Annotated in this window: 27 protein-coding genes; 14 read left to right on the forward strand and 13 right to left on the reverse strand. The window is 71.1% G+C overall.

Annotation, left to right across the window (positions count from 1 at the left end; genetic code table 11):
• Positions 1 to 75 precede the first annotated feature (75 nt).
• Positions 76 to 1,086, forward strand: a complete 1,011-nt coding sequence (locus AAHM41_RS11960; protein ID WP_342236764.1) for a serine hydrolase domain-containing protein — start codon at positions 76 to 78, stop codon at positions 1,084 to 1,086.
• Between the two features lie 10 nt (positions 1,087 to 1,096).
• Here AAHM41_RS11960 and AAHM41_RS11965 read toward each other — a convergent pair whose 3' ends face one another.
• Positions 1,097 to 1,486: a hypothetical protein gene (locus tag AAHM41_RS11965; RefSeq protein WP_342236765.1), complete on the reverse strand. Its 390-nt coding sequence runs from the start codon at positions 1,484 to 1,486 to the stop codon at positions 1,097 to 1,099.
• A 50-nt stretch (positions 1,487 to 1,536) separates the two neighbouring features.
• On the opposite strand from AAHM41_RS11965, the gene AAHM41_RS11970 reads away from it, so the two are divergent.
• The 3 genes from AAHM41_RS11970 to AAHM41_RS11980 all read left to right on the forward strand — a co-directional run bounded on the left by AAHM41_RS11970 (position 1,537) and on the right by AAHM41_RS11980 (position 2,979).
• On the forward strand, positions 1,537 to 1,719 hold the full coding sequence (locus tag AAHM41_RS11970) for a hypothetical protein (RefSeq protein WP_342236766.1): 183 nt from the start codon (positions 1,537 to 1,539) through the stop codon (positions 1,717 to 1,719).
• A 178-nt stretch (positions 1,720 to 1,897) separates the two neighbouring features.
• Positions 1,898 to 2,347 (forward strand): Dps family protein, encoded by a 450-nt coding sequence (locus AAHM41_RS11975; protein ID WP_342236767.1) that lies wholly within the window; start codon positions 1,898 to 1,900, stop codon positions 2,345 to 2,347.
• A gap of 116 nt (positions 2,348 to 2,463) precedes the next feature.
• Positions 2,464 to 2,979 carry a hypothetical protein gene (locus AAHM41_RS11980; RefSeq protein ID WP_342236768.1) on the forward strand — a complete coding sequence of 172 codons (516 nt, stop codon included), beginning with the start codon at positions 2,464 to 2,466 and terminating at the stop codon, positions 2,977 to 2,979.
• A gap of 63 nt (positions 2,980 to 3,042) precedes the next feature.
• Here AAHM41_RS11980 and AAHM41_RS11985 read toward each other — a convergent pair whose 3' ends face one another.
• Positions 3,043 to 4,617 (reverse strand): calcium-binding protein, encoded by a 1,575-nt coding sequence (locus AAHM41_RS11985; protein WP_342236769.1) that lies wholly within the window; start codon positions 4,615 to 4,617, stop codon positions 3,043 to 3,045.
• Between the two features lie 182 nt (positions 4,618 to 4,799).
• The gene (locus tag AAHM41_RS11990; protein WP_342236770.1) at positions 4,800 to 5,699 is read right to left on the reverse strand and encodes a LysR family transcriptional regulator; all 900 of its coding nucleotides are present in this window, start codon (positions 5,697 to 5,699) and stop codon (positions 4,800 to 4,802) included.
• Positions 5,700 to 5,823: 124 nt separating this feature from the next.
• Between AAHM41_RS11990 and AAHM41_RS11995 the strand changes: the two genes are divergently transcribed.
• Positions 5,824 to 6,654 (forward strand): oxidoreductase, encoded by an 831-nt coding sequence (locus AAHM41_RS11995; RefSeq protein ID WP_342236771.1) that lies wholly within the window; start codon positions 5,824 to 5,826, stop codon positions 6,652 to 6,654.
• Positions 6,655 to 6,786: 132 nt separating this feature from the next.
• Positions 6,787 to 8,199, forward strand: a complete 1,413-nt coding sequence (locus AAHM41_RS12000) for an APC family permease (RefSeq protein WP_342236772.1) — start codon at positions 6,787 to 6,789, stop codon at positions 8,197 to 8,199.
• Here the strand turns inward: AAHM41_RS12000 and AAHM41_RS12005 are convergent.
• The 6 genes from AAHM41_RS12005 to AAHM41_RS12030 all read right to left on the reverse strand — a co-directional run bounded on the left by AAHM41_RS12005 (position 8,196) and on the right by AAHM41_RS12030 (position 14,784).
• A complete protein-coding gene (locus AAHM41_RS12005; protein WP_342236773.1) occupies positions 8,196 to 8,534 on the reverse strand; it encodes an ArsR/SmtB family transcription factor in 339 nt (112 codons plus the stop codon). The genes AAHM41_RS12000 and AAHM41_RS12005 overlap by 4 nt on opposite strands.
• Before the next feature lie 36 nt (positions 8,535 to 8,570).
• A complete protein-coding gene (locus tag AAHM41_RS12010) occupies positions 8,571 to 9,383 on the reverse strand; it encodes an ABC transporter permease (protein ID WP_342236774.1) in 813 nt (270 codons plus the stop codon).
• 5 nt (positions 9,384 to 9,388) lie between these two features.
• Complete coding sequence (locus AAHM41_RS12015) at positions 9,389 to 10,621, reverse strand: ABC transporter permease (RefSeq protein ID WP_342236775.1); 1,233 nt, start codon at positions 10,619 to 10,621, stop codon at positions 9,389 to 9,391.
• Between the two features lie 187 nt (positions 10,622 to 10,808).
• On the reverse strand, positions 10,809 to 11,849 hold the full coding sequence (locus AAHM41_RS12020; protein ID WP_342236776.1) for an ABC transporter substrate-binding protein: 1,041 nt from the start codon (positions 11,847 to 11,849) through the stop codon (positions 10,809 to 10,811).
• Between the two features lie 48 nt (positions 11,850 to 11,897).
• Entirely contained in the window at positions 11,898 to 12,653 is a 756-nt protein-coding gene (locus AAHM41_RS12025; protein WP_342236777.1) for an SDR family NAD(P)-dependent oxidoreductase, read from the reverse strand.
• A 160-nt stretch (positions 12,654 to 12,813) separates the two neighbouring features.
• Positions 12,814 to 14,784: a bifunctional DedA family/phosphatase PAP2 family protein gene (locus AAHM41_RS12030; RefSeq protein ID WP_342236778.1), complete on the reverse strand. Its 1,971-nt coding sequence runs from the start codon at positions 14,782 to 14,784 to the stop codon at positions 12,814 to 12,816.
• A gap of 180 nt (positions 14,785 to 14,964) precedes the next feature.
• Here AAHM41_RS12030 and AAHM41_RS12035 point away from each other — a divergent pair, with 180 nt between their 5' ends.
• Positions 14,965 to 15,732: a ChaN family lipoprotein gene (locus tag AAHM41_RS12035; protein WP_342236779.1), complete on the forward strand. Its 768-nt coding sequence runs from the start codon at positions 14,965 to 14,967 to the stop codon at positions 15,730 to 15,732.
• Between the two features lie 213 nt (positions 15,733 to 15,945).
• Entirely contained in the window at positions 15,946 to 17,121 is a 1,176-nt protein-coding gene (locus AAHM41_RS12040; protein WP_342236780.1) for a hypothetical protein, read from the forward strand.
• Here the strand turns inward: AAHM41_RS12040 and AAHM41_RS12045 are convergent.
• Positions 17,114 to 17,479 (reverse strand): VOC family protein, encoded by a 366-nt coding sequence (locus AAHM41_RS12045; RefSeq protein WP_342236781.1) that lies wholly within the window; start codon positions 17,477 to 17,479, stop codon positions 17,114 to 17,116. The two genes, AAHM41_RS12040 and AAHM41_RS12045, sit on opposite strands and share 8 nt — an antisense overlap.
• 30 nt (positions 17,480 to 17,509) lie before the next feature.
• Positions 17,510 to 18,415: a LysR family transcriptional regulator gene (locus AAHM41_RS12050; RefSeq protein ID WP_342236782.1), complete on the reverse strand. Its 906-nt coding sequence runs from the start codon at positions 18,413 to 18,415 to the stop codon at positions 17,510 to 17,512.
• Positions 18,416 to 18,532: 117 nt separating this feature from the next.
• On the opposite strand from AAHM41_RS12050, the gene AAHM41_RS12055 reads away from it, so the two are divergent.
• Positions 18,533 to 19,165: a glutathione S-transferase family protein gene (locus AAHM41_RS12055; RefSeq protein ID WP_342236783.1), complete on the forward strand. Its 633-nt coding sequence runs from the start codon at positions 18,533 to 18,535 to the stop codon at positions 19,163 to 19,165.
• 25 nt (positions 19,166 to 19,190) lie between these two features.
• Positions 19,191 to 20,114, forward strand: coding sequence for a DMT family transporter (locus AAHM41_RS12060; RefSeq protein ID WP_342236784.1), 924 nt, complete (start codon positions 19,191 to 19,193; stop codon positions 20,112 to 20,114).
• 14 nt (positions 20,115 to 20,128) lie between these two features.
• On the opposite strand, the gene AAHM41_RS12065 is transcribed toward AAHM41_RS12060, so the two are convergent.
• The gene (locus AAHM41_RS12065) at positions 20,129 to 20,977 is read right to left on the reverse strand and encodes a LysR substrate-binding domain-containing protein (RefSeq protein WP_342236785.1); all 849 of its coding nucleotides are present in this window, start codon (positions 20,975 to 20,977) and stop codon (positions 20,129 to 20,131) included.
• A 103-nt stretch (positions 20,978 to 21,080) separates the two neighbouring features.
• Between AAHM41_RS12065 and AAHM41_RS12070 the strand changes: the two genes are divergently transcribed.
• From AAHM41_RS12070 to AAHM41_RS12085, 4 genes are all read left to right on the forward strand, one after another.
• Complete coding sequence (locus tag AAHM41_RS12070; RefSeq protein ID WP_342236786.1) at positions 21,081 to 21,713, forward strand: FMN-dependent NADH-azoreductase; 633 nt, start codon at positions 21,081 to 21,083, stop codon at positions 21,711 to 21,713.
• A gap of 41 nt (positions 21,714 to 21,754) precedes the next feature.
• On the forward strand, positions 21,755 to 22,576 hold the full coding sequence (locus AAHM41_RS12075) for a class I SAM-dependent methyltransferase (RefSeq protein ID WP_342236787.1): 822 nt from the start codon (positions 21,755 to 21,757) through the stop codon (positions 22,574 to 22,576).
• Between the two features lie 191 nt (positions 22,577 to 22,767).
• Complete coding sequence (locus AAHM41_RS12080) at positions 22,768 to 23,283, forward strand: MarR family winged helix-turn-helix transcriptional regulator (protein WP_342236788.1); 516 nt, start codon at positions 22,768 to 22,770, stop codon at positions 23,281 to 23,283.
• Entirely contained in the window at positions 23,280 to 24,143 is an 864-nt protein-coding gene (locus AAHM41_RS12085; RefSeq protein WP_342236789.1) for a DMT family transporter, read from the forward strand. Before AAHM41_RS12080 ends, AAHM41_RS12085 begins: the two co-directional genes overlap by 4 nt.
• Here the strand turns inward: AAHM41_RS12085 and AAHM41_RS12090 are convergent.
• Positions 24,140 to 25,060: a LysR family transcriptional regulator gene (locus AAHM41_RS12090; protein ID WP_342236790.1), complete on the reverse strand. Its 921-nt coding sequence runs from the start codon at positions 25,058 to 25,060 to the stop codon at positions 24,140 to 24,142. The genes AAHM41_RS12085 and AAHM41_RS12090 overlap by 4 nt on opposite strands.
• Between the last annotated feature and the right edge of the window lie 92 nt (positions 25,061 to 25,152).

Genomic DNA, 25,152 nt, shown 5'->3' on the forward strand with positions numbered 1-25,152 from the left:
TCCAACCCGCCCCGGTCTTGCCGCCTCGCCGCCCCCGTGCTCTAACGACGCCGTCCGCCCCGACGAGCCGTGTCCATGAGCCTCGAGACCCTCGCCGACCATGCTTTCGCTCCCGTGGCCCTGGCCCTGGAGGATGGCCGGATTCCGGGTGCGGCGCTGGGCATCGCCACGGCGGACGGCCAGCGCGCGCTGCGCTGGGGCGGCGTCGCCACCACCCTGCCGAAGCCGGAGCCGCTGGCGCGCGACACCTGGTTCGACCTCGCCAGCCTGACCAAGGTCATCGTCACGGTGACCGAGATCCTGCGGCTGGTGGAGGAGGGGGTGCTGGACCTCGACGACCCGCTGGCCAAGCACCTGCCGGACGCGGCGCCGCTGCACGGCGCCATCACGCTGCGCCGGCTGATCGACCATTCCAGCGGCCTGCCGGCGCAGGAGCGGATCTATCTCTGGCCCGGCCCGGCCGAGCAGCGCCGCACCGCGGTGATCCGCAAGCACTGGCCGATGAAGGCCGAGCCGGTCTATTCCGACATCAACTACATGCTGCTCGGCTTCGTGGTCGAGCGCTGGCGCGGCGTCGCCTTCAACCAGCTGCCGGTCGGCACCGGCCTGTCCTTCGCGCCGGCGCCGGCACAGTCGGCGGCGACCGAGGTCTGCTCCGTCCGCAACCGGCTGCTGCGCGGCGAGGTGCATGACGAGAACGCCTGGTCGCTCGGCGGCGCCGCCGGCCATGCCGGGCTGTTCGGCACCGTGCGCGGCGTGCTCGACTTCGCGCTGGAACTGCTGCGCGGCCGGCTGCTCAGCCCGGCGGCGATGGTCGAGCTGTGCGCGCCGCAATCGACCCCTGGCCGCGCGCTGGGGTGGGAGCGGCGCCATCCCGGCTGGAAGGGCGGCAGCCTGTGCTCGCCGCGCACCATCGGCCATCTCGGCTTCACCGGCACCGGGCTGTGGATCGACCTCGACCGCGGCATCGCCTGGACGCTGCTGACCAACCGGGTGCATCCGAGCCGCGAGGTCGACACCGGCATCCAGGATCTGCGCCTGTCGGTCGGCAACCGCATCGCCGCGCGCTGGCGCGACTGGGCCTGACCGCCTCCCGCTACGGCAGCGCCAGATAGGGGCGCAGCATCGCCAGGCACATCACGTCGAGGTCCCGCTTCATCCGGTCGCGGACCGGCGCCGGCCGGACGGTAGCGGCGGCAAAGCAGGCGTGCCCGGTCTCCAGGATCATCAGCCCCAGCCGGTCCGCGGTCTCCTGGTCCAGCGCCGGGTTGAGGCGCCGGAACCAGTCGGCCTGCGCCGCGACGATCGCGGCGTCGTGCTCCTGCACGATCCGGCGCAGCTCGGCATTGGCCTGCATCGCCTCCAGCACCGGCAGCAGGCCGGCATGGTCGCCGTAGATCCCGGCCAGGGTGTCGCCGAAGCCGCGGAAGCTTTGCTCGAACGCGGCCCAGCTGCGGGCCGGCGGCCGGTCCCGCTGCTCGTCCACCGCGGCTCAAGGGCCCGATCTTCGAGATCGCCGGCGAGGCCGACACGGCGGTGCCGCTGCCCGGCATCCAGGAAACCGTGGATCGCGCCTGCCGCAACGGCCAGGCGGTGACCTTCCGCCGCTACCCCGGGCTCGACCACGATCCGGCGATGGGCGAGACGGTGGCCGACCAGCTAGCCTGGATCCGCGACCGCTTCGCCGGCAAGCCGGCGCCGGGCAACTGCCCCACCTAAGTCTGCCCGGACCTATCCCCTATCATAGTGGAATTCGACCTGCTTTTTCCGATAAGGAGAGTTGATTGTCGCGATCCGACGGATCGATTGGAACTCCGCTGGATCGGGACCATTTTAGAGTTCGTGGCAGCGGCCCAGGGACGGGCCCGAACGCTTCCGAAAAAGCAGGAGAAGGGTGATGAGCAAGGCCTCCAATACACCGGTCGTGGACGCGCTGAAGCAGGTGCTGGCCGATACCTACGCCCTCCAGATCAAGACCCAGAACTATCATTGGAACGTGGAAGGCCCGCAGTTCCGCTCGCTGCACCTGATGTTCGAGGAGCAGTACAAGGAGCTGTTCGCGGCGGTGGACGAGGTGGCGGAGCGGATTCGCGCCCTCGGCGAGCATGCGCCGGGCAGCTTCAAGGCGTTTTCCGAGCTGACCAAGGTGTCGCCGCCCAAGGACGGGATCGAGGGCACGGCCATGGTCAAGGACCTGCTCAAGAGCCATGAGCTTCTGTCCGAGCAGGCCAAGGCCGCCCTGGCGGTGGGCGAGAAGGCGGGCGACGATTCGACCGTCGACCTGCTGACCGACCGCATCACCTATCACGACAAGACCGCCTGGATGCTGCGCGCCACCGCGGCGTAAGCAGTCCGGCATCGATCGGAGGCGAAAAGCCCGGACCTCGGTCCGGGCCTTTTCTGTTGCGGCCGGTCCCGGATCTCCCGACCATCGGCACGCCAGGCAGAGCGAGGAGGGGCGTGATGCGGCGTGCGTCGACCTGTGGATTTCTGGTGCTGGCAGCGCTGGCCGGGCCGGTACGCCTCGCCGCGGCGGCGCCGCCGGAGCCCTTGGATTGCCGGGCCTACTCGTACAGCGACCAACGGGATCTGCTGGTCCAGAAGCTCAAGCAGGACGGATACTCAGCCGAGCAGTCGAAATTCCTGATGTGGCTGTCCGACCTGAAGGTCCGCAGCATCAAGCAGAGCTGCCTGACCGACGAGGGCCGGCAGTGCGGGGCGGGCAGCATCAAGGGGATGATGCTGGCATGCACCCGGAAGTTTCTCGACGATGTCGCGGCCAAGGCCGGGATGACGCCGGCTTCGCCGGGGATGGATGAGATCAGGCCGATGGCTCTCTATGGCAGAACCAAATTCGCGGTTCGCGAGATGCTGGCCCTGTCGGCCATGGAGGCGTGCTCCGGCAGTGCGAAAGAGCGGTTCTTCAGCCTGCCCCAGCGGGGCGACTGCCTGATGGATATGGACGCCACGCCGCCCTGAGCGGCGCTGCGTCGCCCCGGCCGGAGAACGAAGGGTTCGGCTTTCAGCCGGACCCTTGTCCTGCTACAGCACGAAATCGGCCACGGTCAGCGCGGTCGCGGTGACCACGTCGATCGCCAGGTCCGCGACCCGGTCGCCCTCGCGGTCGCCATAGACCGTGGTCACGCCGCCTTCGGCGACGACGATCAGCTCGCCGGCGAGGCCGGTGAAGGCGCCGCCCGCGGTGAAGGTGAAGCTGCCGTTCCAGGAGCCGTCGGCACCGATGTCGCGCAGGTTGATCCTGTCGCCCTCGGCTGCAGAGAAATCCTCGATCCGGTCACGGCCCGTGGCGTCCACGGTGCTGTCGCTGAACACCCGGTAGATAAAGGTGTCGGCGCCGGCCCCGCCGGTCAGCACATCCGCGCCATACTCCGCGTCCATGCGGTCGCTGCCGCTGCCGCCGAGAAGCGTGTCGTCGCCGCCGGCGGCCACCAGCCAGTCCGCGCCGTCCCCGCCTTCCATGCGGTTGGCGTACCCGGTTCCGCCGAGCGTGTCGTCGAAGGCCGACCCGATCAGGTTCTCGACCTCCCGGATCTCGCAGGTCCGGTAGGTCGGGTCGGCGCCGATCCGGACATGCACCCCGGCCGCCGCGTCGGCGAAGGTGACCGTGTCGATGCCGTCCCCGCCGATCAGCAGGTCCTTCCCGCCATGGCCGTCGAGCAGGTCGTCTCCGGCCTGGCCATAGAGGATATTGACGCCGGCATCCCCGGACAGCACGTCGTCATGGGCCGACCCGCGGAGATTCGCGATCCCGGCATAGGTATCGCCCGCTGCATCGCCGCCCGATGCGGCGCCGGTCGCCAGATCGATCGTCACCGCGGCGGCCGAATGCCGGTAGGACGCCGTGTTGCTGCCGGCGCCGCCGTCGAGCCTGTCGGCCCCCGCACCGCCCTCGAGGATGTCGTTCCCGGCCTCGCCGAGCAGGGTGTCGGCGCCGGTGCCGCCATAGAGCGCGTCGATGCCGTCCCCGCCGGAGAGCGCGTCGTCGCCCGCCGCGCCCTGGAGCCGATCGTTGCCGCCGCCGCCGGTCAGGATGTCGTCATGGGCCGATCCGAGCACCCTCTCGATTCCGGTCAGGACGTCGCCGAGCGCGTCGCCCGCGCTGCCCGTTCCGGTGGCGAGATCGACGCTCACCCCGGTCGCGCTGGTGTGGTACGAGGCCCAGTCCGCCTGGTCGGCGCCGCCCACCAGCGTGTCGGCGCCGAGGCCACCGACCAGGATGTCGTCACCCCAGCTGCCGTCGAGCCGGTCGTCGCCGCTGTGGCCGTAGAGCACGTCGGCGCCGACGCCGCCCAGGAGAGCGTTCGCTGCGGTGTCGCCGGCCAGCCTGTCGTCGAAATAGGACCCCGTCAGCCCTTCGATGCCGCTGAAGCTGTCGCCCTCGGCATCCCCGCCGGCCGCGCTCCCGAGCTGCAGGCTGACGGAAACGCCGCCGTCGGACTCCCCGTAGGACAGCGTGTCGATCCCGGCCCCGCCCTCGATCCGGTCGGCGCCCGCGCCGCCGTCGAGCGTGTCGTCGCCGCCATAGCCGTAGATCGAATCGTCGGTCTCGGTGCCGGCCAGGACATCGTCCTGCTCGGTTCCTTCGATAATCGCCATGCCGTTCCCCCTTCGCAGGGCGGCGCCGGATATCATGAGCCGTCGGCGCCGCCGAAATCTTCCGAGAGGATTTTGCAGAAGATTCTGTTAGGAGTCCTGAACTTAAATTCTTTCGACGGGCTCAATAATTCTGTAACGAGAGGGTTTTGCGGCAGCGCTCCGACGTTTCGCCTCCGGCTTCGTCAGGCGTCCGGCCATTCCTCGCGCGCCATGTCGATGAACGCCCGCAGCCCCAGCGGCAGCTGCCGCCGGCTCGGGTGGTACAGGAAGAAGCCCGGGAAGTCCGGGCACCAATCCTCCAGCAGGCGGACCACCCGCCCGCTGGCCAGGGCAGGGGCCGCAACCCCCTCGAACACGCAGGCGATGCCGGCGCCGTCCAGCGCGGCGCGCAGCATCAGCTCCTGGTCGCCCAGCGTCAGCGGGCCGTCGACCTCGACCTCCAACGCCTCGCCGTCCTTCTCGAACTCCCAGCGGAAGAAGGTTCCGCTGTGGAAGCGGTAGCGGATGCAGCTGTGATGCTTCAAATCATGCGGTGCGAGGGGCCGATCGCGGCCATCGAGGTAGCCTGGCGCAGCGACCACGGCCCAGCGTTGGCGCGGGCCGAAGCGCACGGCGATCATGTCCTGCTGCAGGCTCTCGCCGAAGCGCAGCCCGGCGTCGAAGCCGCCCGCCACGACGTCGACCAGGTCGTCGTCGGCGACGATCTCCAGCCGCATCTGCGGGTAGGTCCGGACGAAGCGCGCCATGATCGGCGCCAGCACCATCCGCGCCGCCTGATGCGCGGCGTTGAGGCGCAGCGTGCCGGCCGGCACGTCGCGGAACCGGTTGACCTCCTCCAGCGCGTCGCCGAGGTCGCGGAACATCGGCTGCAGCCGCTGCAGCAGCCGCGCCCCGGCATCGGACGGCGCGACGCTGCGGGTGGTGCGGTTCAGCAGGCGCACGCCCAGCCGCTCCTCCAGGTCGCGCAGCAGGTGGCTGACGGCGGAGGGCGAGACGCCGAACTCGGCCGCGGCCCGGCGGAAGCTGCGATGGGTCGCCACGGCGACGAAGGCGGAGAGGCCGGGGAAGTCGATCCGCGCCATGCATTGATGACCTTTTCTCAATGACCAATGGAAGATTGAACGGATTATTGTTCAATCTTCCAGCCCCTAAATTCGGAAGCATGAACGGGCCGCGGGGCGGTCCGGCAGTCCGAAGGAGGGCATCATGAAGGTCTGGTTCATCACCGGCGCGTCGCGGGGCATCGGCGCCGAGATCACCCGGGCGGTGCTGGATGGCGGCGACGCCGTGGCGGCGGCCGCGCGGGACGCGAAGTCCGTGGCCGAGCGCTTCGGCGATCATTCGAACCTGCTGCCGCTGACGCTCGACGTCACCGACGAGGCGCAGGCGCAGGCGGCGGCGCGGGCCGCGGTCGAGCGTTTCGGCCGGATCGACGTCCTGGTCAACAATGCCGGCTACGGCCTGCTCGGCGCGGTCGAGGAGGCGGATGCCGGCGAGGTCGAGCGGCTGTTCGGCACCAATGTCTTCGGCCTCTTGAGCGTCACCCGGGCGGTGCTGCCGCAGCTGCGGCGCCAGCGCTCCGGCCACATCCTCAACATCTCCTCGGTCGGCGGCTACCAGGCCTATCCGGGCTGGGGCGTGTACGGCGCGACCAAATTCGCGGTCGAGGGGCTGACCGAGGCGCTGGCGGCCGAGCTGGCGCCGCTCGGCATCCACGCCACGGTGGTCGAGCCCGGCTTCTTCCGCACCAACTTCCTGGACGGCAGCTCGCTGATCCGGACCCGGGCCGAGATCGCCGACTATGCCGAGACGGTCGGCCGGATGCGCGACTTCGCGTCCGGGCACAATTACCAGCAGCCCGGCGACCCGAAGAAGCTGGCCCAGGCGCTGCGCACCGTGGTCGCCGCCGAGAAGCCGCCGGTGCGCCTGCCGCTCGGCCGCGACACGGTCGAGCGGATCGAGGCCAAGAACACGTTCGTCGCCCGCGAGCTGGCGCAGTGGCGCGGCCTGGCGGAATCGACCGGCTTCGAGGACTGAATACCTCTCCTCCGGGGGTTCTCCGCTTCGGCGGAGGACGCCCGGTGGCGGTCGCAAGCGGCCCTGGGGCGACATTCCTGGGGAAATGCTGTTTCATGCATATCCGCATACGATCGTCGGAAGGGGGAATTGATGGTCGATATCGCCAAGGAAGCCGGCGGCACGCCGGCCGTGGAGCCGAGCCTGCATCGGGTGATGGGGCCCTGGCTGCTGCTGCTGTTCATCGTCGGCGACATCCTCGGCACCGGCATCTACGCCCTGACCGGGCAGGTGGCGAAGCAGGTCGGCGGCGTGGTCTGGCTGCCCTTCCTGGTGGCCTTCGCCGTCGCCCTGGTCACCGCCTTCAGCTATCTGGAGCTGGTGACCAAGTACCCGCGTGCCGCCGGTGCCGCGCTGTACACGCACAAGGCGTTCGGCATCCATTTCATCACCTTCATCGTCGCCTTCGCGGTGATGTGCTCGGGCATCACCTCGGCCTCGACCGCCTCGCGCGCCTTCGCCGCCAACCTGTCGAACGCCTTCGCCCTCGGGCTGTCGCCCGGCGGCGTCACCCTGATCGGCCTGGCGTTCATGGCGGTGGTGGCGGCGATCAACTTCCGCGGCGTCGGCGAAAGCGTGAAGGCCAATGTCGTGCTGACCACGGTCGAGCTGACCGGCCTCTTGATCATCATCGTCATCGGGCTGTGGGCGATCGGGCTGGGCCAGGGCGACGTCTCGCGCGTCACCCAGTTCGCCACCACCGACCGCGGCATGTTCTGGTCGGTGATCGCGGCCACCACCCTGGCCTTCTTCGCCATGGTCGGCTTCGAGGATTCGGTCAACATGGCCGAGGAGTGCCGCGAGCCGAGCAGCATCTTCCCGAAGGTGCTGCTGGCCGGGCTTTGCATCACCGGCGCGATCTACGTGCTGGTCTCGATCTCGGCCATCACCCTGGTGGCGCCGGAGCAGCTGGGCGAGGGCGAGACGCCGCTGCTCCAGGTGGTGCAGGCCGGCGCGCCCGGCTTCCCGTTGGAGATCTTCGGCTTCATCACCATGTTCGCGGTTGCCAACAGCGCCCTGATCAACATGCTGATGGCCAGCCGGCTGGTCTACGGCATGAGCCGGGAGCGGGTGCTGCCCAGCGTTCTGGGCAAGGTCCATGCCGCGCGGCGCACGCCCTATATCGCCATCGGCTTCACCACCCTCCTGGCCTTCGGCCTGATCGGCTTCGTCGGCGGCGTGCCGGCGCTGGGCGGCACCACGGCGCTGCTGCTGCTCTGCGTCTTCACCGTGGCCAATGTCGCCGTGCTGGTGCTGCGCCGCGACCCGGTCGAGCACAGCCATTTCCGCACCCCGACCTTCCTGCCGGTGGTGGGCGCCGTGACCTGCGCCTTCCTCGCCGGCCCCTGGACCGGGCGCAACCCCGAGCAATACGTCATCGCCGGCATCCTGCTGGCGATCGGCGTCGGCCTCTGGGTCGTCACCGTGCTGATCAACCGCGCCACTGGCCAGACGGCCGCGGAGCCGGCGATGGAGGATCTCGGCGGGGCAGGGCCGGTGAACTAAGAGGGCTCGTCCGTCGTCTCGGCGAGGTAGTCGCCGAGCCGGTCGAGCCGGCGGTCCCAGCTCAGCCGCAGGTCGCTGAGCCATTGCTCGGCCGTGTGCAGCGCCGCCGGCTCGATCCGGCAGGTGCGCACGCGGCCGATCTTCTCCGACCGCACCAGGCCGCTGGCCTCCAGCACCGCCAGGTGCTGCACCACGGCCGACAGCGACATGGCGAAGGGCTTGGCCAGCTCGCTGACCGAGGCCGGGCCGCGGCTCAGCCGCTCGACCATCACCCGCCGGCTGGGGTCGGCCAGGGCCTGGAACATCAGGTCGAGGGGCTGCGGATGCTGAAGCATCTGCTTCAGTACTCCCGAAGCGCCGGGGCGGGCAAGTCAGCGCCGGGCCCGCAGCCTTTCGCCGCGGCGGCGCAGCGCCTCGATCGCCACAAGCATCAGGGTCGAGACCACGATCAGCACGCTGGCGGCGGCGGTGATGGTCGGGGTGATGCTCTCGCGGATGCCGTTGAACATCTCGCGCGGCAGGGTGCGTTGGCCCGGCCCGGCCAGCAGCAGCGCCACCACCACCTCGTCGAAGGAGGTGACGAAGGCGAACAGCGCGCCGGAGACGACGCCGGGCAGGATCAGCGGCAGCGTCACCTGGAAGAACACGGTGGTCGGCCGGGCGCCGAGGCTGGAGGCCGCGCGCGGCAGGTTGCGGTCCAGCCCCTGCAGCGTGGCGCCGACGGTGATGACGACGAAGGGCGCGGCCAGCGCCGTGTGCGCCAGGATCAGCCCGGCATAGCTGTTGGTCAGCCCGACCGCGGCGAAGGCGAAGTACAGCCCGACCGCCACGATCACCACCGGCACGATCATCGGCGATAGCAGCAGGCCGGTCAGCAGCCCGCGGAAGCGCAGCGGCGCGTGGTTCAGCCCCAGCGCCGCCGGGATGCCCAGCGCCGTCGCCAGCACCGTGGTGGCGCCGCCGACGATCAGGCTGTTGGCCAGGGCCCCCATCCAGCGTTCGGACTCGAAGAACTCCGCGAACCAGCGTAGCGACACGCCGTCCAGCGGGTAGACCAGGAACGACCCGCCGTTGAAGGACAGCGGCATGATCGCCAGGATCGGCGCGATCAGGAACAGCAGCGTCGCGCCGCCGGTCAGCCACAGCAGGGCGCGCCAGAAGGCCAGGCTTTCGAACAGTCTCATCGCGCTCAGCCCAGCCGCATGCGGTCGGCGCCCACCAGCCGGGCATAGACCGCGTAGAGGGCGAGGGTGGCGACCAGCAGCAGCAGGCCGAGCGCCGAGGCCATGCCCCAGTTGACGGTGCTGGTGGTGTAGAAGGCGATGAACCAGCTGATCATCTGGTCCGCCGGCCCGCCGACCAGCGCCGGGGTGATGTAGTAGCCGAGCGCCAGGATGAAGACGAGCAGGGCGCCGGCGCTGATCCCGGGCAGGGTCTGCGGCAGGTAGACCCGCAGGAAGGCGCCGACCGGCCGGGCGCCGAGCGAATAGGCGGCGCGCAGATGCGCCGGCGGGATCGAGCGCATGACGCTGTACAGCGGCAGGATCATGTAGGGCAGCAGCACATGGGTCATGGCGATCAGCACGCCGACCCGGTTGTAGACCAGTTGCAGCGGCTCCCCGGCCAGCCCCAGCCCGGTCAGGATCTCGTTGACCACGCCGTTGGTCTGCAGCAGCACCACCCAGGCGGTCGTGCGGACCAGCAGCGAGGTCCAGAACGGCAGCAGCACCAGGATCATCAGGATGTTGGCGATGCGCGGCGGCCGGGTCGCCAGCAGATACGCCACCGGGAAGCCGATCACCAGGCACAGCGCGGTGACCGACAGCGCCACCAGGAAGGTGCGCAGGAACACCCCGCGGTAGATCGCCTCGTCGGGCGGGGATTGCAGGATCGCGCCGGCGGCATCGCGGCGCAGATCCGCCGCCGCCAGCAGGTAGAAATCGGTGGTCGGCCCGGCGGCGCGGGCGATGGCGCCCCAGATCTCGGGGCCGCCCCAGGCCGGGTCGAGAGCCGTCAGCGTCTCCTGCCAGCTGCCCTGCGGCGCATCGGGCAGCTTGCGCGCGGTGTTGGTGACGACCGTGCGATAGCCGTTGCGGTCGTAGTTCAGCCGCCGGGCGGCGGTCGGCAGCGTCTTCTCGGCGCGGGCCTGCACAAGGTCGGCGGCCAGCGCGGCGAAGGCCGCCTCGCCCGGCAGCCCGTCGCCGTGCCAGGTCGCCAGGGCGGCGACGGTGCGCGGCATGACCGGGGCCAGGTCGCGGTCGTCGATGGCGCGCCACAGCATGCCGGCGATCGGCGCCACGAACACCAGCAGCAGAAAGGCGACCAGCGGCGCCAGCAGCAGCCACGCCTCGATCCGCCGGCGCCGCCCGGCCCGCCGCAGCGACCGCCGGATGGTGGGACCGTCCTCGGCGAGGGCGGTCATGACGCAGCTTTACGAGTCCCCCCTCCCCCCGCGGGAGGGGGGTAGGGGGAGGGGGTTGTCGATCGAAGAGAAGGGGCTAGGCAGGATCGACCGCTCTGGCGGCGCGAACCCCCTCCCCCTGGCCCCCTCCCGCGAGGGGAGGGGGGACTCGTCAGCATCGGCGCGTGAGCCATCGGGGCAGGCGGGACTACTTCGCCGCCCAGGTGTTGAAGCGCTCGGTCAGGCTGTCGATGTTCTCCAGCCAGAATTCGGCGTTCAGCTCGGTCGCCTGGGACATGTTGGCGGGGTTGGTCGGCAGGCCGGGCAGGTACTCGGCCGGGATCAGCGGCGTCGCCGCCTTGTTGGTGACGCCGTAGGTGATCTTGGTCGGCAGCTTGGCCTGGTTCTCCGGCTTGCCCATATAGGCCAGGAACTTCGTGGCGGCGTCGACATTGGGCGAGCCCTTCAGGATCACCCAGCTGTCGATGGTGAACAGGCTGCCGTTCCAGACGATCTTGAAATCCTTCTTGTCGGCGGTGTTGGCGGCGGCGATGCGGCCGTTATAGGCGGTGGTCATCGCCACGTCGCCGGCGGCCAGCATCTGCGGCGGCTGGGCGCCGGCCGTCCACCAGATCAGGTTCGGCTTCAGCTCGTCCAGCTTGCGGAAGGCGCGGTCAACGCCCTCGGGCGTCGCCAGCACCTTGTAGACATCGGCCGGGGCGACGCCATCGGCCATCAGCGCAATCTCCAGGTTGGTCTTCGGCCCCTGGCGCATCGCCCGCTTGCCGGGGAACTTCTTCACGTCCCAGAAATCGGCCCAGCTCTTCGGCCCGTCGGCGATCTTGGCGCCGTCATAGGCCAGGATGAAGTTGTAGACGATGGCGCCGACGCCGCAGTCGTTCACCGCCGCCGGCAGATAGGCGTCGCGGCCGCCGATCGCGTCCCAGTTCAGCGGCTGGAACAGGCCTTCCTCGCAGCCCAGCGCCAGCTCCTCGGATTCGACCTGGACCACGTCCCAGCTCGAATCGCCGCCCTCGACCTTGGCGCGCAGCACGCCGATGCCGCCGTCCCAGCTTTCGTCATGCATCGGGGTGCCGGTGGCCTTGAACGGCTCGAAATACAGCTCGCGCTGCGCATCCTGATAGGCGCCGCCCCAGGACACCACGGTCAGGTCGCGGGCCATGGCGGGCCCGGCCATGCCGGCCGCAAGCACCACTGCCGCGGGCAGGAGGCGGGTGAAACGGATCATGACGGAGACTCCCTGTTTTCTTGTTCCGCCGAGGCGGCGGCTCAGCGCCTAGACATGCTGGCCGCCGTTGATGTGCACCTCGGCCCCGGTAATGTAGGACGAGCCGGAGGTGCAAAGGAACATGATCGTTGCGGCGACCTCTTCCGGCTTGCCCAGCCGCTTCATCGGGATCTCGCTGTCGACCATCGCCTCGGTGCCTGGCGACAGGATCGAGGTGTCGATCTCGCCGGGCGCGATCGCGTTCACCCGCACGCCATGGGCGCCGAACTCATGCGCCATCTCGCGGGTCAGCGCCGCCAGCGCCGCCTTCGAGGTGGAATAGGCCGAGCCGGCGAAGGGATGCACCCGGCCGCCGGCGATCGAGGTGACGTTGATGATCGACCCCTTGGCCGCCTTCAGCGGTTCGAACAGCCCGCGGGCCAGCAGCGCGGTGGCGAACAGGTTGACGTTGAACACGTGCAGCCAGGTCGCATAGTCGGTGGCCATCACCCCCATGCGCTTGCCGCCGGGCAGCTTGGGCGAGATGCCGGCATTGTTGACCAGCGCGTCCAGCTTGCCCAGCGGTAGCCGGGCCCGCAACTCGTCCATGCCGCGCTCCAGGTCCCCGACATCGGACAGGTCGAGCTGGACGTGGTTCTCCTCGCCCGCATGCCACGGGCATTCCTTGGAGAAGGCCTGGCGGGAGACGGTGATCACCCGCCAGCCGGCGGCGCTGAAGCGCTTCACCGTGGCATGGCCGATGCCGCGGCTGGCGCCGGTCAGGATCAGGGTCTTCGGCTCGTCCGTCTGGGCCGTGTTGGACATGACTGTACCCGGGGTGGAGGAATCGATCCTGAGAACGGATCGCGATCGCAATCATGCGGCGCGCCGCCGCATCCGTCCAGGGGCGGGAAGGTGCAACAGCCGCTACCCTGCGCCGCAGCCCGCGTATGTCGGGTTCGCAAGCGAACCCAACGCCGCTCGATTACGGTTGGGCCAGGACCAGCCCCGGAACCGGTTCGATCGCTCGCCGCAATGACCGAAGCTCGGGCAGATCCGGTAGTGGCCCCTCATCCTCGGCATCGATGGCGCTGACCAGCCCAAGCGGATGATGGATCGTCTCGATCCCGGGCGCTGCCAACAGGATCGGCGGGCCGTCCTCCAGCGCGAAGCCCGAGCGCCACAGCCGCAGCACCTGGCGGCCGGCGCCGCCGTCCTCGGGCCGGATCAGGGTCAGCACCGGCATCCGCCCGTCCTGCAGCACCGGCGGCACCGGCAGGGTCCGGGCGTCGGCGCCGTCGTCGAGGAAGCGGGCTGCGGTGGCGACGCTCCAGCCCGGCGGGGCGGTCCAGCCGGCGGCGGCGAGGGCGGCGGCCAGCGCCTCCGGCGGCCCGGCCCATTGCAGAAGGAAGGGCTGCTCGGCCTCGCCCTCCAGGTCGATGCGGTGCTGCGGCAGGCGGCGCCAGCCCTCCGCCCGCCACTCGACGGCCGGGATCGCGACAATGGTCTCGCGCGGCACATACATCGCCGCGGCACCGTGATAGCCGGTGGCGACATGGGCGCCGCCGGCGACGGCCAGGGCCAGCAGCAGCGCCAGGGCGAAGCGGCGCGGCCGGATCCGCTGCGGATCGGCCAGTCGGAAGGCCATGGCGAAGGCGATGGTCATGCCCAGGCCGAAGATCAGCCCGGCGGCCACGTCGGACGGCCAATGCGCCGCCAGGTAGACACGCGAGGTGCAGATCAGCCCGATCAGCGCCGCGGCGACGCTCAGCGGCAGCAGCTGCCAGCGTCCGGGCAGGCCGCGCGCCACCAGCCAACCCAGGATGCCGTACAGCACGGCGGAGAAGGCGGCGTGGCCGCTGGGGAAGCTGAAGGCGTCGGCGCCGGTGTAGAGGTCGGTCGGCCGGGCGATCTGCAGCCGGCCCTTGACCAGCGGCACGAAGCCGGCGGTGACGGCGATGGCGATGGCCACGCCGCCGGCCCGGTGCCAGGCCTGGTGCAGCAGCAGCCAGCCGATCGCGGCGATCGCCAGCGCGGTGACGATGGTGCCGTCGCCCAGCATGGTCACGACAGTCAGGGCGGCATCGCCCCAGGGCGTGCGCAGGGTCTGCACGAAAGTGCTGATCGCGCCGTCGGCCCGGGCCAGCTCGCCATGGGCGGCGACCAGGCGCAGCAGGTTGACGAAGCCGGCGACCAGCGCCAGCACCACGATGCCGAGCGCCGCCATGACGCGCAGGTCCGGCTCCTCCGGATCGGCCAGCCGGGCCAGCAGGCGGGCCGGGCGGCTGCTGCGGGCCACGGCCCAGCGGTGGATGGTGTGCTGTGCCCAGCCCAGCAGCGGCAGCAGGCGGCGCCAGATCCAGCGGGTGACGACGACCAGCAGCCACAGCGTCAGCGCCAGCACGGCCAGCATCGCCACCAGCCGGCCGCTGACCGCGCCGAGCGCGCCCAGAGAAGCGCCCAGCACCGCGCCGCCCAGGATGTGGGCCGGCGCCCAGACGATCGCCGAGGCGATGTTGACGATGTAGAACAGCCCCGGCCGCAGGCCCAGCGCGCCGGCCACCATCGGGATCATCGGCCGCAACATCGGCAGGAAGCGGCCCAGCGCGATGCTCTTGCCGCCATGCCGCCGGAAGAAGGCCTCGCCGCGGGCGATCAGCGCCGGATACCGGCTGATCGGCCACGCGCCGAGGATGGTGCCACGGTAGCGCCGCCCCATCTCGTAGGACACGCCGTCGCCGAGGATCGCCCCGGCCGTGGCCCAGACCAGCATCGGCCAGAGCGGCAGGTGGCCGAGCCCGACCACGGCGCCGATTCCGATCAGGATCGGCGAGCCGGGGATGAACAGCCCGACCACCGCCACCGATTCGGTCAGGGCGATCAGGAAGATCAGGATGCCGGCCCAATGCGGGTGCTGGCCGATGAACTCGATGACCGCCTGCGCGATGTCGGTCATGCCCCCGCCCTGATCAGTTCCGTTCCCCTCGTCATCCCGACTCCTTGCCTCGAACCGGTGTCATAGCTCGCGATTCCGGCGGCCGGGCGCAACCCCGCCGGTCGTCATGGCGAACCTGTTGCCGCGCGCGGCGAAGGCTGCCACATGAGACTGGTGTCGGATGGAGCGGAAGAAATGGCGATGAGGGGGAGGATCCTGACCCTGGCGGTGACGGGCCTGCTCGGCTGGTCCATGGCCGGCTGCGCCACGCCTGCGCCGGCCCGGCCCGCCCCAGCCCGGCCTGACGGTGGCGTCGTGCTGCTCGGCGAGACCCATGACCGCGTGGCGGATCATCACTGGCAGCTGCAGCGGATTGGGGCGCTGCGCGAGGAGCAGCCTGGCCTCGCCATCGGGCTGGAGATGGTGCCGCGCAGCCGCCAGGCCGCGCTCGACGCATGGATCGCGGGCGAGCTCGACGAGGCCGCCTTCCTGCGCGAGGTCGACTGGGACCGGTCCTGGGGCTTCGATTTCGGCCTGTACCGGCCGATCTTTGCCTTCGCCCGGATGAACCGCATCCCGCTGATCGCGCTGAATGTCGACCGCGACGTCGTGCGCGCGGTCGGGCGGGACGGCTGGGCGGCGCTGCAGGCCCGGTCCGACCTCGCTCTCGGCCGGCCGGTGGCGCCGTCCTCGGACTACAACCGCTACCTCGCGGCCGCCTTCGCCGGCCATGGCAGGGGCGCGGAGGGCGACGCCCTCAACCGCGGCTTCCGCCGCTTCGTCGAGATCCAGCTGCTGTGGGACCGGGCGATGGCCGCGCGCATCGCCGAGGCGCGGGCGGCCGGGACGCCGCTGGTCGTGGTACTGGCCGGCAGCGGCCATGTCCACGAGGGCATCCCGCGCCAGCTGCGCGACCTCGGCTATGCCAGCACCGCGCTGGTGGCGCCGGACGCCGCGGACGGGACCTGAATCCAGCTCTGCGGCACTGCCTGAATTGTGACATGAAGTTGGGGGATCGTCTGGCCCGGTTGCTGTGAATATTGAAGGGCGACTGGCTTGATTACCCTCCGTCAAAGTGAATCCGGTTCACTTTTCAGCAGGACGACTGTCTCAATTCGGCCGAAGGGGCTGGCCTGGCTGGCCGCCGCCGCCCTGGCTCTGCTCCTCGCGGCTGCGCCGGCCATGGCCGCGACGCCGGTGGAACTGACGCAGAAGCACCTCTATGCCGGCTCGATCGCCGAGGGCGAGAAGGTCCTGGCTGCGATCCTGGCGAAGAAGCCGGACGATGCCGAGGCGATCGCCGGGCTCGGCCTGATCCGCCTGGCCAAGGCGACGGAGCGTTTCAGCCAGACCCTGTACCGCTACGGCTACCGGCCGCCGGACGACCCAACGATATCGGTGCCGCTGCTGACCATGCCGGTGCCGCCGAACCCGAACCCGGAGGTGATCCGCTACCAGGACGCCCGCGCCATCCTGCAGGCGCTGGTCGACGATCTCGACGCCGTCGACCGCACGCTGCAGCCACTGGGCGACCGGCCGGTGAAGCTGCCCATGGCAATGGGGCGGGTGAAGCTCGATCTCGCCGGCAACGGCCGGGGCCAGGCCACGCTCTACGACGTCTACAGCGCCGTGCTGCTGGGCGGGCAGGGCGATCCCGCCAATTCCGGCAAGCTGGTGATCGCCTTCGACAGCGGCGACGTGCTGTGGCTGCGCGCCTACACCCATGTGCTGCGCGCGGGCGCCGAATTCCTGCTGGCGCGCGACTGGCACCGCAGCTTCGAGGCCGCCGCGCATCTCCTGTTCCCGCGGCCGGAGTCGCCGTTGGCCGCGGCGCTGACCCTGCCCACCCAGGGGATGTTCCTGGGGGAGGAGGATGGGCGGATCGCCGACATGATCGCCTGGGTCCATCTGCTGAACTGGCCGGTGGCGGAGGCCGACCGGCTGCCGCGGACCCGCGAGCACTTCCTGGCGGCCGCCAAGCTCAGCCAGGAGATGTGGGCGTCGATCCGGGCCGAGACTGACGACGACCGCGAATGGCTGCCGAACGCGAAGCAGGCCAGCCTGATCCCGGGCATGAGCATCACCGACGAACGCATCGACACCTGGCTGGCGCTGATGCAGGAGTCCGAGGCGATCCTGAACGGCGACAAGCTGCTGCCGCATTGGCGCTTCGACCAGGGCTTCAACCTGCGCCGCCTTATGGAATCGCCGCAGCCCTTCGACCTGGTGCTGCTGCTGACCGGCACCGGCATGGTGCCCTATCTCGAGGACGGCCCGGTCAGCGACCGCTCGTTCTGGGAGCAGGCGACCGGCGCCTTCGAGGGCGAGTTCCTAAGCTTCGCGGTGTGGATCAACTGAGCCCGAGGGCTGAGTGCGTCAGGATGTTGACCAGCCGGCCGAACGGGTCGCGGACATAGAAACGGCGCACGGCCCAGGGCTCGTCGGCCGGGCCGTACTCGATCGGCAGGCCTAGCTCGACCGCCTTGCGGTGCACCGCATCGACGTCGTCGACCTCGATCGAGATGTCCGGCACCGGCGTGCCGGAGCCGCCCTCGGTCATCACACTGAGCTGCGGCGTCATCGTCGCGTCGGCGGTGAAGGTCAGGATCCAGCCCATATCCATGGCCAGCCGCAGACCCAGCAGGTCGCCGTAGAAGGCCTGCGCCCTGGCGACGTCGCCGGCGGCGATGTTGGTGACGATCCGCTTCACGGCCATTGGGGGCCTCCGATGGTCTTGGCGCTCGGGCTAGACTGACACGGCCGGCCGGCGGCCTTCCAGCAGGTCGCGCTGGCGGGCCAGGGCGGCGGCGGCGAATTCGGTGAAGGCGCTGACCCGGGCGGTGCGGCGCAGATCCTCATGCGTCAGCACCCACAGCGCCGCGTTCTCGGGCGCGGTCGGGGTGGCGATCCGCACCAGCCCCTCGGTGACATCGCCGAGATAGCAGGGCAGGGCGGCCAGCCCGATCCCGGCACGGGCCGCACGGCACAGCTCGACCAGCGAATCCGCCCGCAGCGCGATCGCCGCATCCGGCAGCGCCCGGCGCATCCAGCGGGCCACAGAGGTGCCGGCCAGGCTGTCGTCCGGCGCCACCCAGGGATGCGCGGCGACCGTGCCGGACCGCGCCGCCGGATGGCTGGCTGCGGCATAGGCGGCGAAGGCGATGCCGGCGACGCGGCGGCCGACCAGCGTCTCCGGCGGATCCAGCACCGGCCGGATGGCGACGTCGGCGTCGCGCCGGGTCAGGTTCGCCATCAGGTTGGCGGTGGTCACCTCCAGCACGATGCCGGGATGCAGCTCGCGGAACTGGGCCAGCAGCGGCGGCAGCAGCGAGGCCGTCAGCGTGTCGGCCGTGGCCACCCGCAGCGTGCCCTCCAGGCGCAGGTCCTGGCCGGCCAGACGGCGCTCCAGCGCCTCGACTGTCGCCGCCATCCCGCGGGCAGCGGCCGCCAGCTCCTCGCCGCCCGCGGTCAGCGCGTAGCCGCCCGGCAGCCGGTCGAACAGCCGCAGGCCCAGCCGCTGCTCGAAGCCGCCGATCCGGCGCAGCACCGTGGTGTGGTTGACGCCGAGCCGCCGCGCCGCACCCGCCAGCGAGCCGCAATCGGCCACGGCGAGCACCGTCTGCAGATCCTCCCAGTCGATCCGGCCGTCCATGGCTTGCCTTGTGCGTCAGTGCAGATGAAGGCTGCAGTATCACAGATCGAACTGCGCTGATGCACGGATCATCTTCTCCCCAGCAGCGGGGCTGGCCCGCCTTCCGGAGAGACAGCAATGACCCCGATCCAGCTCTACACCTGGCAGACCCCGAACGGGCACAAGGCCTCGATCATGCTCGAGGAGACCGGCCTGCCTTATGAGGTCCACATCGTCGACATCGAGCGCGGCGAGCAGCGCGAACCGGCCTTCCTGGCGCTGAATCCGAACAACAAGATCCCGGTGATCACCGACCCGGACCGCGGCCGCACCGTGTTCGAGAGCGGCGCCATCCTGACCTATCTCGCCGAGCGTTCCGGCAAGCTGCTGCCGGCCGATGCCGGGGAGCGGCTGACGGCGCTGCAATGGACCCTGTTCCAGGCCGCCCATCTCGGCCCGACGCTCGGCCAGCTCTGGAACTACAAGGTCTTCGCCGCGGAGAAGATCCCCTACGTCATCGGCCGCTTCGAGGCCGAGGCGGCGCGGGTGTTCCGGGTGCTGGACGGCACGCTGGGCCGGCGCAGCCACCTGGCGGGCGAGGCCTACGGCATCGCCGACATCATGAGCTGGCCCTGGATCCATGCCGGGCTGGTGCATATCGGCCTCGACCTCGATGCCAGCCCCAACCTGCGCCGCTGGTACGACGCCATCGCCGCCCGGCCCGCCGTGCAGCGCGGCCTGCGCGTGCCGGTCCTCGGCAGCCGGGATTGACTGAACGATCGGTCGGAGAATTTCCATGGAAACCCTGTTCGTCCCGGTCTCGCTGCTGGCCGGCGGGCTGCTCGCGGTCCAGGCCGGCGCCAACGCCCAGCTCGCCAAGGCCACCGGCAGCCCCTTCGCCGCCACCACGCTGCAGCTCTCGGTCGGCACCGCGATCCTGCTGGCCGCGGCGCTCCTGACCGGCACGGTCTCGGCCCTTGCCGCCTTGCCGGGCGTGGTCTGGTGGCATGCGGTCGGCGGCGTCGCCAGCGCGGTCTATGTGGTCTCGACCATCCTGCTGTTCCCGCGGCTCGGCGCCGTGGTCAGCGTCGGCCTGTTCATCGCCGGCCAGATGCTGGCGTCGCTGGCGCTCGACGGCTTCGGCCTGCTCGGCGTCCCGGCGGCGGGATTCGCTCCCGCAGCCCTGGCGGGAACGGCGCTGGTGCTGGCCGGGGCGGCGGCGATCGTGCTCGGCCAGTCCGGCGGCAGCGCCATCGCGACCCTGGCGCGGGCCGGCTGGATCCTGCTGGCGCTCCTCGCCGGGGCGGTGCTGCCGGTGCAGGGCGCGGTCAACGCCCTCCTGCGCCGCGACCTCGGCGCGCCCTTCGCGGTCGGCGCCGTCAGCTTCCTGGTGGCGACCGTGGCGATGGCGGCGGTGGTGCTGCTGGTGCTGGCCCTGCCGCGCCAGCCGCGGCCCAGGCTTGACGGCGTGCCGGCGATGCCGTGGTGGGGTTGGCTCGGCGGCGTCGCCGGCGCCACCTACGTCACCACCGTCTTCACCGCGATCCCGGTGATCGGCGCCGCCGCCGCGGTCGGGCTGACCGTCGCCGGCCAGCAGGTCGCCTCGGTCTTCGTCGACCGCTACGGCTGGTTCCGCCTGCCGCGGCGCCCGGTCTCGGCCCTGCGTCTGGCCGGGGTGGCGGCGCTGCTGGCCGGCGTCGCCGTGATCAAGCTCGGCTGAGGGCGGCCGCCGTGCTAGGCGCGCCCCAGCTGTCCGGCCGACTGGCGCAGCGTCTCGGCCAGCGCCCGGGCCGGTTCGGACGGGCCTGCGGTGCAGACCACGAACTCCACCTCGGGCAGCGGCGGCAGCCCGTCCTCCGGCCCCAGCACCCGCAGCCCGGGTCCGATCGCGCTCAGCGGCAACGGCGTCACCGCCAGCCCGGCCAGGGCCGCGGCACGGACGCCGGCGACGCTGGGGCTGACATAGGCGATCCGCCAGGGGCTCCGGGCTCCCGCCAGCCCCGCCAGCGCCGCCTCCCGGTACGGGCACGGCTCGGGGAAGAAGGCGAGGGGGATCGGGTCGGGCAGCGCCCCCAGATCCGCGGCGGTGGCCCAGGCCAGCGGCTCGCGCCACAGCGTCCAGCCGCGGCCGTCGCCATGGCAGCGGCTGCACAGGATCAGGTCCAGCCGGCCGCCCTCCAGCGCCTGGAACAGCGTGGTGGCGATGCCGACCTCGACCTCGATCCGCACCGCCGGGTGGCGTGCCGCGAAGCGCCGCAGCACCTCCGGCAGGCCCGAGCCGGCGACATCCTCCGACGCGCCGATCCGGATCCCTCCGGCCAGCGTCGACGCCGACAGGCTGGCCCGGGCGTCCTGGTTCAGCCGCAGGATGCTGCGGGCATAGCCCAGCAGGGTCTCGCCGGCCTCGGTCAGCGCCACCGACCGGGTGCTGCGCCGCAGCAGCGGCCGGCCGGCCTGGTCCTCCAGGCGGCGGATCTGGGCGCTCACCGTCGACTGGGTGAGGTGGAGATGCTCCGCGGCGCGGGTGAAGCCCTGCAGCTCCGCCACTGCCACGAAGCTGCGCAGCAGCTCGGTCTCGAACATGGAATCAATATATCGCAGTTCGCCATCAATCTCATGGGATCTATTCGTTTATCCTCTGGGTGGTGAGCCGCTAGCCTGATCCCACCCCTAACAGGAGACCCAAATGGCTCGGCTGCTCTATGTCGAAGCGTCGCCCCGCAAGCAGCGCTCGGCCTCGATCGAGGTCGCGCAGGCCTTCCTCGCCGCCTATCGGGCGGCCCATCCCGCCGACGAGATCGAGACGCTGGATCTCTGGGCCGTCGACCTGCCGGAGTTCGACGGCGCGGCGATGGAGGCGAAATACGCCGGCCTCTCCGGCACGGCGCTGACCGGGGCGCAGGAGACGGCGTGGCGCCGGATCCGCGAGCTGGCGCAGCCCTTCCGCGCGGCCGACCGGCTGCTCTTCGCCGTGCCGCTGTGGAACTTCGGCATCCCCTACAGGCTGAAGCACCTGATCGACGTGATCTCGCAGAAGGACGTGCTGTTCTCCTTCACCGAGCAGGGCTTCTCCGGCCTGCTGCCGGGCCGCAAGGCGGCGGTGATCTACGCCCGCGGGCTCGACTACGGCCCCTCGGCCTTCACCCCCGCCGCCGGCTTCGACTTCCAGCGGCCGTATATGGAGATGTGGCTGCGCTTCATCGGCATCACCGACATCACCGCGATCACGGTGGAGAAGACGCTTTTCGGGCCAGAGGTCGACACCCAGGCCCGGTCGGAGGCGAGGAGCCGGGCGGAGGCCGTGGCGAAGACCTTCTGACCTCGCTGCGATAGGATGGGCCGGAACCGCGGGAGGTCGCCATGGAGGCCGAGCAGCAGGTCGCGCGGCATTACGGCCGCAGCGGCATCGAGCAGGCGTTCCTCGACGCGCTGCGGGCCGCCGGCAAGGACATCGATCATCTTCAGCCCGGCGACCTGTCCGGCGCCGACGAGTTCCATCTCGGCGGGCCCGCCGCCACGGCGGCTCTGGCGGCGGATCTCGGCCTGGGGCCGGAGACGCATCTGCTCGATATCGGCTGCGGCATCGGCGGTCCGGCCCGGCACCTCGCCGCGGCGCTGGACTGCCGGGTCACCGGCATCGACCTGACGGCGGAGTTCGTCGAGGCCGCCGAGGCCCTGACCCGGCGTTGCGGCCTGGCCGTGTCGTTCCGCCAGGGCAGCGCGCTGGCCATGCCCTTTCCGGACGGCGCCTTCGACGCCGCCACGCTGATCCATGTCGGCATGAACATCGCCGACAAGGCGGCGCTGTTCGCCGAGGTGCGGCGGGTGCTGAAGCCGGGCGCGCGCTTCGGCGTCTACGACATCATGCGGGTGGCGGAGGGCGACCTGCCCTACCCGATGCCCTGGGCGGCGACGCCGGAGACCAGCTTCGTCGAGCCGCCCGAGACCTATCGCCGGCTGCTCGGCCAGGCCGGCTTCACGATCGAGGCGGAGCATGACCGCAGCGACCTGGCGCTCCGGCTCGGCCGCGAGGCGCGTGAACGGGCAGCGGCGCGGGGACCTTCGCCGCTCGGCCCGCATCTCCTGATGGGCCCGACGGCGCCGCAGCGCGTTGCCAATGTCATGGCGACGCTGGAGCGCGGCCTGATCGCGCCGGTCGAGATCATCGTCCGCGCCGACTGAGCCCCGCAGCCGGCAACCCTCACCGTCATTGCGAGGAGGCGAAGCCGACGAAGCAATCCATGCCTCCGCTCTCGCCGCCCTGGATTGCTTCCCCCGGCTCAAGGCCGGGGTCGCAATGACGACACTGAGATGTGGCGCAATTTATTTCGATATGATTTCATAATGAAATCATTTTGTGATCGGAACCCGCCATGGCTTCGCCCTCCGCCGCCCCAGCCCTGGAGCTCGGCCGCTGGCTGCCCTACCGGATGTTCATTGTCGCCGGGCGGGTGGCGGAGCTGTTGGAGAGCTTCTACGGCCCGCGCTGGGGCATGGGGCTGCCGGCCTGGCGCATCCTGGCGGTGGTGGCCGACCGGCCGGGCGTCAGCGCGCGGGAGATCGCGTGGGCCTGCGGCCTCGACGCCGTCGCGGTCAGCCGCGGCATCGCCCAGCTGGTCGCCCTCGGCTTCGCCCGGCGCGAGGCCGGGGCGCAGAACCGGCGCTACGCCTCGGTGACACTGACCCAGGAGGGGGAGGCCGCCTTCGCCGAGATCGCGACCCTGGCGCGGGCGATCGAGGCCCGGCTGCTGGCGGCGCTGCCGGAGGACGAGCGGGCGGCGCTCGACCGCGCCCTCGACCGGCTCGACACCGCCAGCGGCAAGATCGCGGGCGCCGGCTGGCGGGCGCTGCTGGCCGAGGCGGCGGAGACGGCGGAGACAGGGCGGTGACCGCGGTCCTGTTCCTGGCCACCGCGCTGCTCTGGGGCGGCGGGGCGCTGGCCACCGCGCTGCAGGCCGGGCCGGTGGCGGCCACCGTTTCTGTCGGTTACCGCATGGCCGCGGCCGGCCTGCTGATGCTGGCTCTCGGCGCGGTGACCGGTGCCCGGCTGCGCCTGTCCCGGGCCGACCTGCCCTGGGTGCTGCTGCAGGGCGTGCTGTTCTTCGGCCTTGCCTTCATCGCCTTCTACCAGGCCACTCGGCTGATCCCGAGCGGCCTGGCGGCGCTGGTGCTGTCGCTCTCCGCCGTCTTCGCCGGCCTCCTCGGCCGGGTCTTCCTCGGCACCGCCCTGACGCCGCGGCTCTGGGCCGGGCTCGGCTGCGGCGTGCTCGGCCTCGCCATCGTCTTCGGCGGCGATCTCGGCACGGTGGCGGCGGATGGGCGCAGCCTGGCGGGCTTCGCCTGGGCGGCGCTGGCGGCCCTGGCCACCGCCGGCGGCACCATCCTCGGCGCCCGCAACCAGCGGCGCGGCGTCCCGATCTCGGCGGTGATGGGCTGGGGCGCCCTGACCGGCGCGGCCGCCGCCTTCGCCTGGTCGGCCGCGGCCGGATCGGCGTTCGCGATCGACACTTCGCCGCGCTATCTCGGCAGCCTGGCCTATCTCGCCATTGCCGCCTCCTGCGTCACCTTCCTGATGTATTTCGACCTGGTCCGCCGCATCGGCCCGGCCCGCACCGCCTACACCCTGGCGCTGGTGCCGGTGGTCGCACTGGCGCTGTCGGCCGGCTTCGAGGGCCTCGCCCTCGGCCCTGACCTCTTGCTCGGCGCCGCCGCCATCCTCTGCGGCAACGTGCTGGTGCTGCGCGGCTAGCCCCGCAGGGTGGGGTCGGCCCGCAGCCCCTCAGCCAGAAAATCGACCAGCGCCCGCACCCGGGCGGAGGCGCGGCGGCCCTCCTGGTGCACGACATGGATCGGGATCGGCGGCGGCTCGAACTCCTCCATCAGGACCACGAGCTGCCCGGCCCGGATCGCGGCCGCCGCCTGGTAGGACATCACCCGGGTCAGGCCGCGCCCGGCCACCGCCGCCGCCACCGCGACATCGGCCTGGTTCACGATCAGCCGCGCCCGCGGCGTGATCGTCTCGGTCTGGCCGACCGCCCCAGTCCGGCCGCCGTGATGGAAGGTCCAGTCCCGCAGCGTGGAGCCCTGGAAGAACGGGATCGCCTCGTGCTCCGCCAGCTCGGCCGGGCTGCGCGGCGTGCCGTGCGCTTCGAGATAGGCCGGCGAGGCGCAGACGATTCTCCGAACGCTGCCGACACGGACGGCGCTGAGGCCGGAATCCGGCAACTCGGCGATGCGTACCGCGACGTCGTAGCCCTCCTCGGCCAGGTGGACGATGCGGTCGATGAAGAAGCTGCGCACCACGAGGCCCGGATAACGGCCGGCGACGTCGAACAGCACCGGCGCCACATGCAGCCGGCCGAACAGCACCGGCGCGGTGACCGCGACCGGGCCGCGCGGCTCGGCGTGCAGCCCGGCCGCTGCCGCCTCGGCCTCCTCGATCTCGGCCAGGATACGGCGGCAATCCTCCAGGAAGCGCATGCCGGCCTCGGTCAGGCGGACCACCCGGGTGGTCCGGTGCAGCAGGCGGGCGCCGATCCGCTCCTCCACCGCCGCCACGGCGCGGGTCACCGCCGGCGGCGACAGGGCCAGGCGCCGGGCCGCCGGGGCGAAGCCGCCGGCCTCGGCCACGGCGACGAAGATGCGCATGCCGTCGAGCCGATCCATCGGATTATTCCGCTGAATGAAATGGTGATCTGTCAAGCGCACACATTCTCTATGATTCAGGGAATGGGCATCTTGAGGGCGAATTCTCCATC

The organism is Inquilinus sp. OTU3971 (assembly GCF_038440215.1).

Bases quoted from the DNA above. Each gene is read 5' to 3' on its own strand.
- AAHM41_RS12000 (WP_342236772.1), top strand. From the start codon at position 6,787: ATGGTCGATATCGCCAAGGAAGCCGGCGGCACGCCGGCCGTGGAGCCG.
- AAHM41_RS12035 (WP_342236779.1), top strand. From the start codon at position 14,965: ATGAGGGGGAGGATCCTGACCCTGGCGGTGACGGGCCTGCTCGGCTGG.
- AAHM41_RS12020 (WP_342236776.1), bottom strand. From the start codon at position 11,849: ATGATCCGTTTCACCCGCCTCCTGCCCGCGGCAGTGGTGCTTGCGGCC.
- AAHM41_RS11980 (WP_342236768.1), top strand. From the start codon at position 2,464: ATGCGGCGTGCGTCGACCTGTGGATTTCTGGTGCTGGCAGCGCTGGCC.
- AAHM41_RS12065 (WP_342236785.1), bottom strand. From the start codon at position 20,977: ATGTTCGAGACCGAGCTGCTGCGCAGCTTCGTGGCAGTGGCGGAGCTG.
- AAHM41_RS11985 (WP_342236769.1), bottom strand. From the start codon at position 4,617: ATGGCGATTATCGAAGGAACCGAGCAGGACGATGTCCTGGCCGGCACC.
- AAHM41_RS12080 (WP_342236788.1), top strand. From the start codon at position 22,768: ATGGCTTCGCCCTCCGCCGCCCCAGCCCTGGAGCTCGGCCGCTGGCTG.
- AAHM41_RS12055 (WP_342236783.1), top strand. From the start codon at position 18,533: ATGACCCCGATCCAGCTCTACACCTGGCAGACCCCGAACGGGCACAAG.
- AAHM41_RS12075 (WP_342236787.1), top strand. From the start codon at position 21,755: ATGGAGGCCGAGCAGCAGGTCGCGCGGCATTACGGCCGCAGCGGCATC.
- AAHM41_RS12015 (WP_342236775.1), bottom strand. From the start codon at position 10,621: ATGACCGCCCTCGCCGAGGACGGTCCCACCATCCGGCGGTCGCTGCGG.
- AAHM41_RS12090 (WP_342236790.1), bottom strand. From the start codon at position 25,060: ATGGATCGGCTCGACGGCATGCGCATCTTCGTCGCCGTGGCCGAGGCC.
- AAHM41_RS11960 (WP_342236764.1), top strand. From the start codon at position 76: ATGAGCCTCGAGACCCTCGCCGACCATGCTTTCGCTCCCGTGGCCCTG.
- AAHM41_RS12070 (WP_342236786.1), top strand. From the start codon at position 21,081: ATGGCTCGGCTGCTCTATGTCGAAGCGTCGCCCCGCAAGCAGCGCTCG.
- AAHM41_RS12005 (WP_342236773.1), bottom strand. From the start codon at position 8,534: ATGCTTCAGCATCCGCAGCCCCTCGACCTGATGTTCCAGGCCCTGGCC.
- AAHM41_RS12030 (WP_342236778.1), bottom strand. From the start codon at position 14,784: ATGACCGACATCGCGCAGGCGGTCATCGAGTTCATCGGCCAGCACCCG.
- AAHM41_RS12010 (WP_342236774.1), bottom strand. From the start codon at position 9,383: ATGAGACTGTTCGAAAGCCTGGCCTTCTGGCGCGCCCTGCTGTGGCTG.
- AAHM41_RS12025 (WP_342236777.1), bottom strand. From the start codon at position 12,653: ATGTCCAACACGGCCCAGACGGACGAGCCGAAGACCCTGATCCTGACC.
- AAHM41_RS11990 (WP_342236770.1), bottom strand. From the start codon at position 5,699: ATGGCGCGGATCGACTTCCCCGGCCTCTCCGCCTTCGTCGCCGTGGCG.
- AAHM41_RS12050 (WP_342236782.1), bottom strand. From the start codon at position 18,415: ATGGACGGCCGGATCGACTGGGAGGATCTGCAGACGGTGCTCGCCGTG.
- AAHM41_RS11995 (WP_342236771.1), top strand. From the start codon at position 5,824: ATGAAGGTCTGGTTCATCACCGGCGCGTCGCGGGGCATCGGCGCCGAG.
- AAHM41_RS11975 (WP_342236767.1), top strand. From the start codon at position 1,898: ATGAGCAAGGCCTCCAATACACCGGTCGTGGACGCGCTGAAGCAGGTG.
- AAHM41_RS12040 (WP_342236780.1), top strand. From the start codon at position 15,946: ATGGCCGCGACGCCGGTGGAACTGACGCAGAAGCACCTCTATGCCGGC.
- AAHM41_RS12060 (WP_342236784.1), top strand. From the start codon at position 19,191: ATGGAAACCCTGTTCGTCCCGGTCTCGCTGCTGGCCGGCGGGCTGCTC.
- AAHM41_RS12045 (WP_342236781.1), bottom strand. From the start codon at position 17,479: ATGGCCGTGAAGCGGATCGTCACCAACATCGCCGCCGGCGACGTCGCC.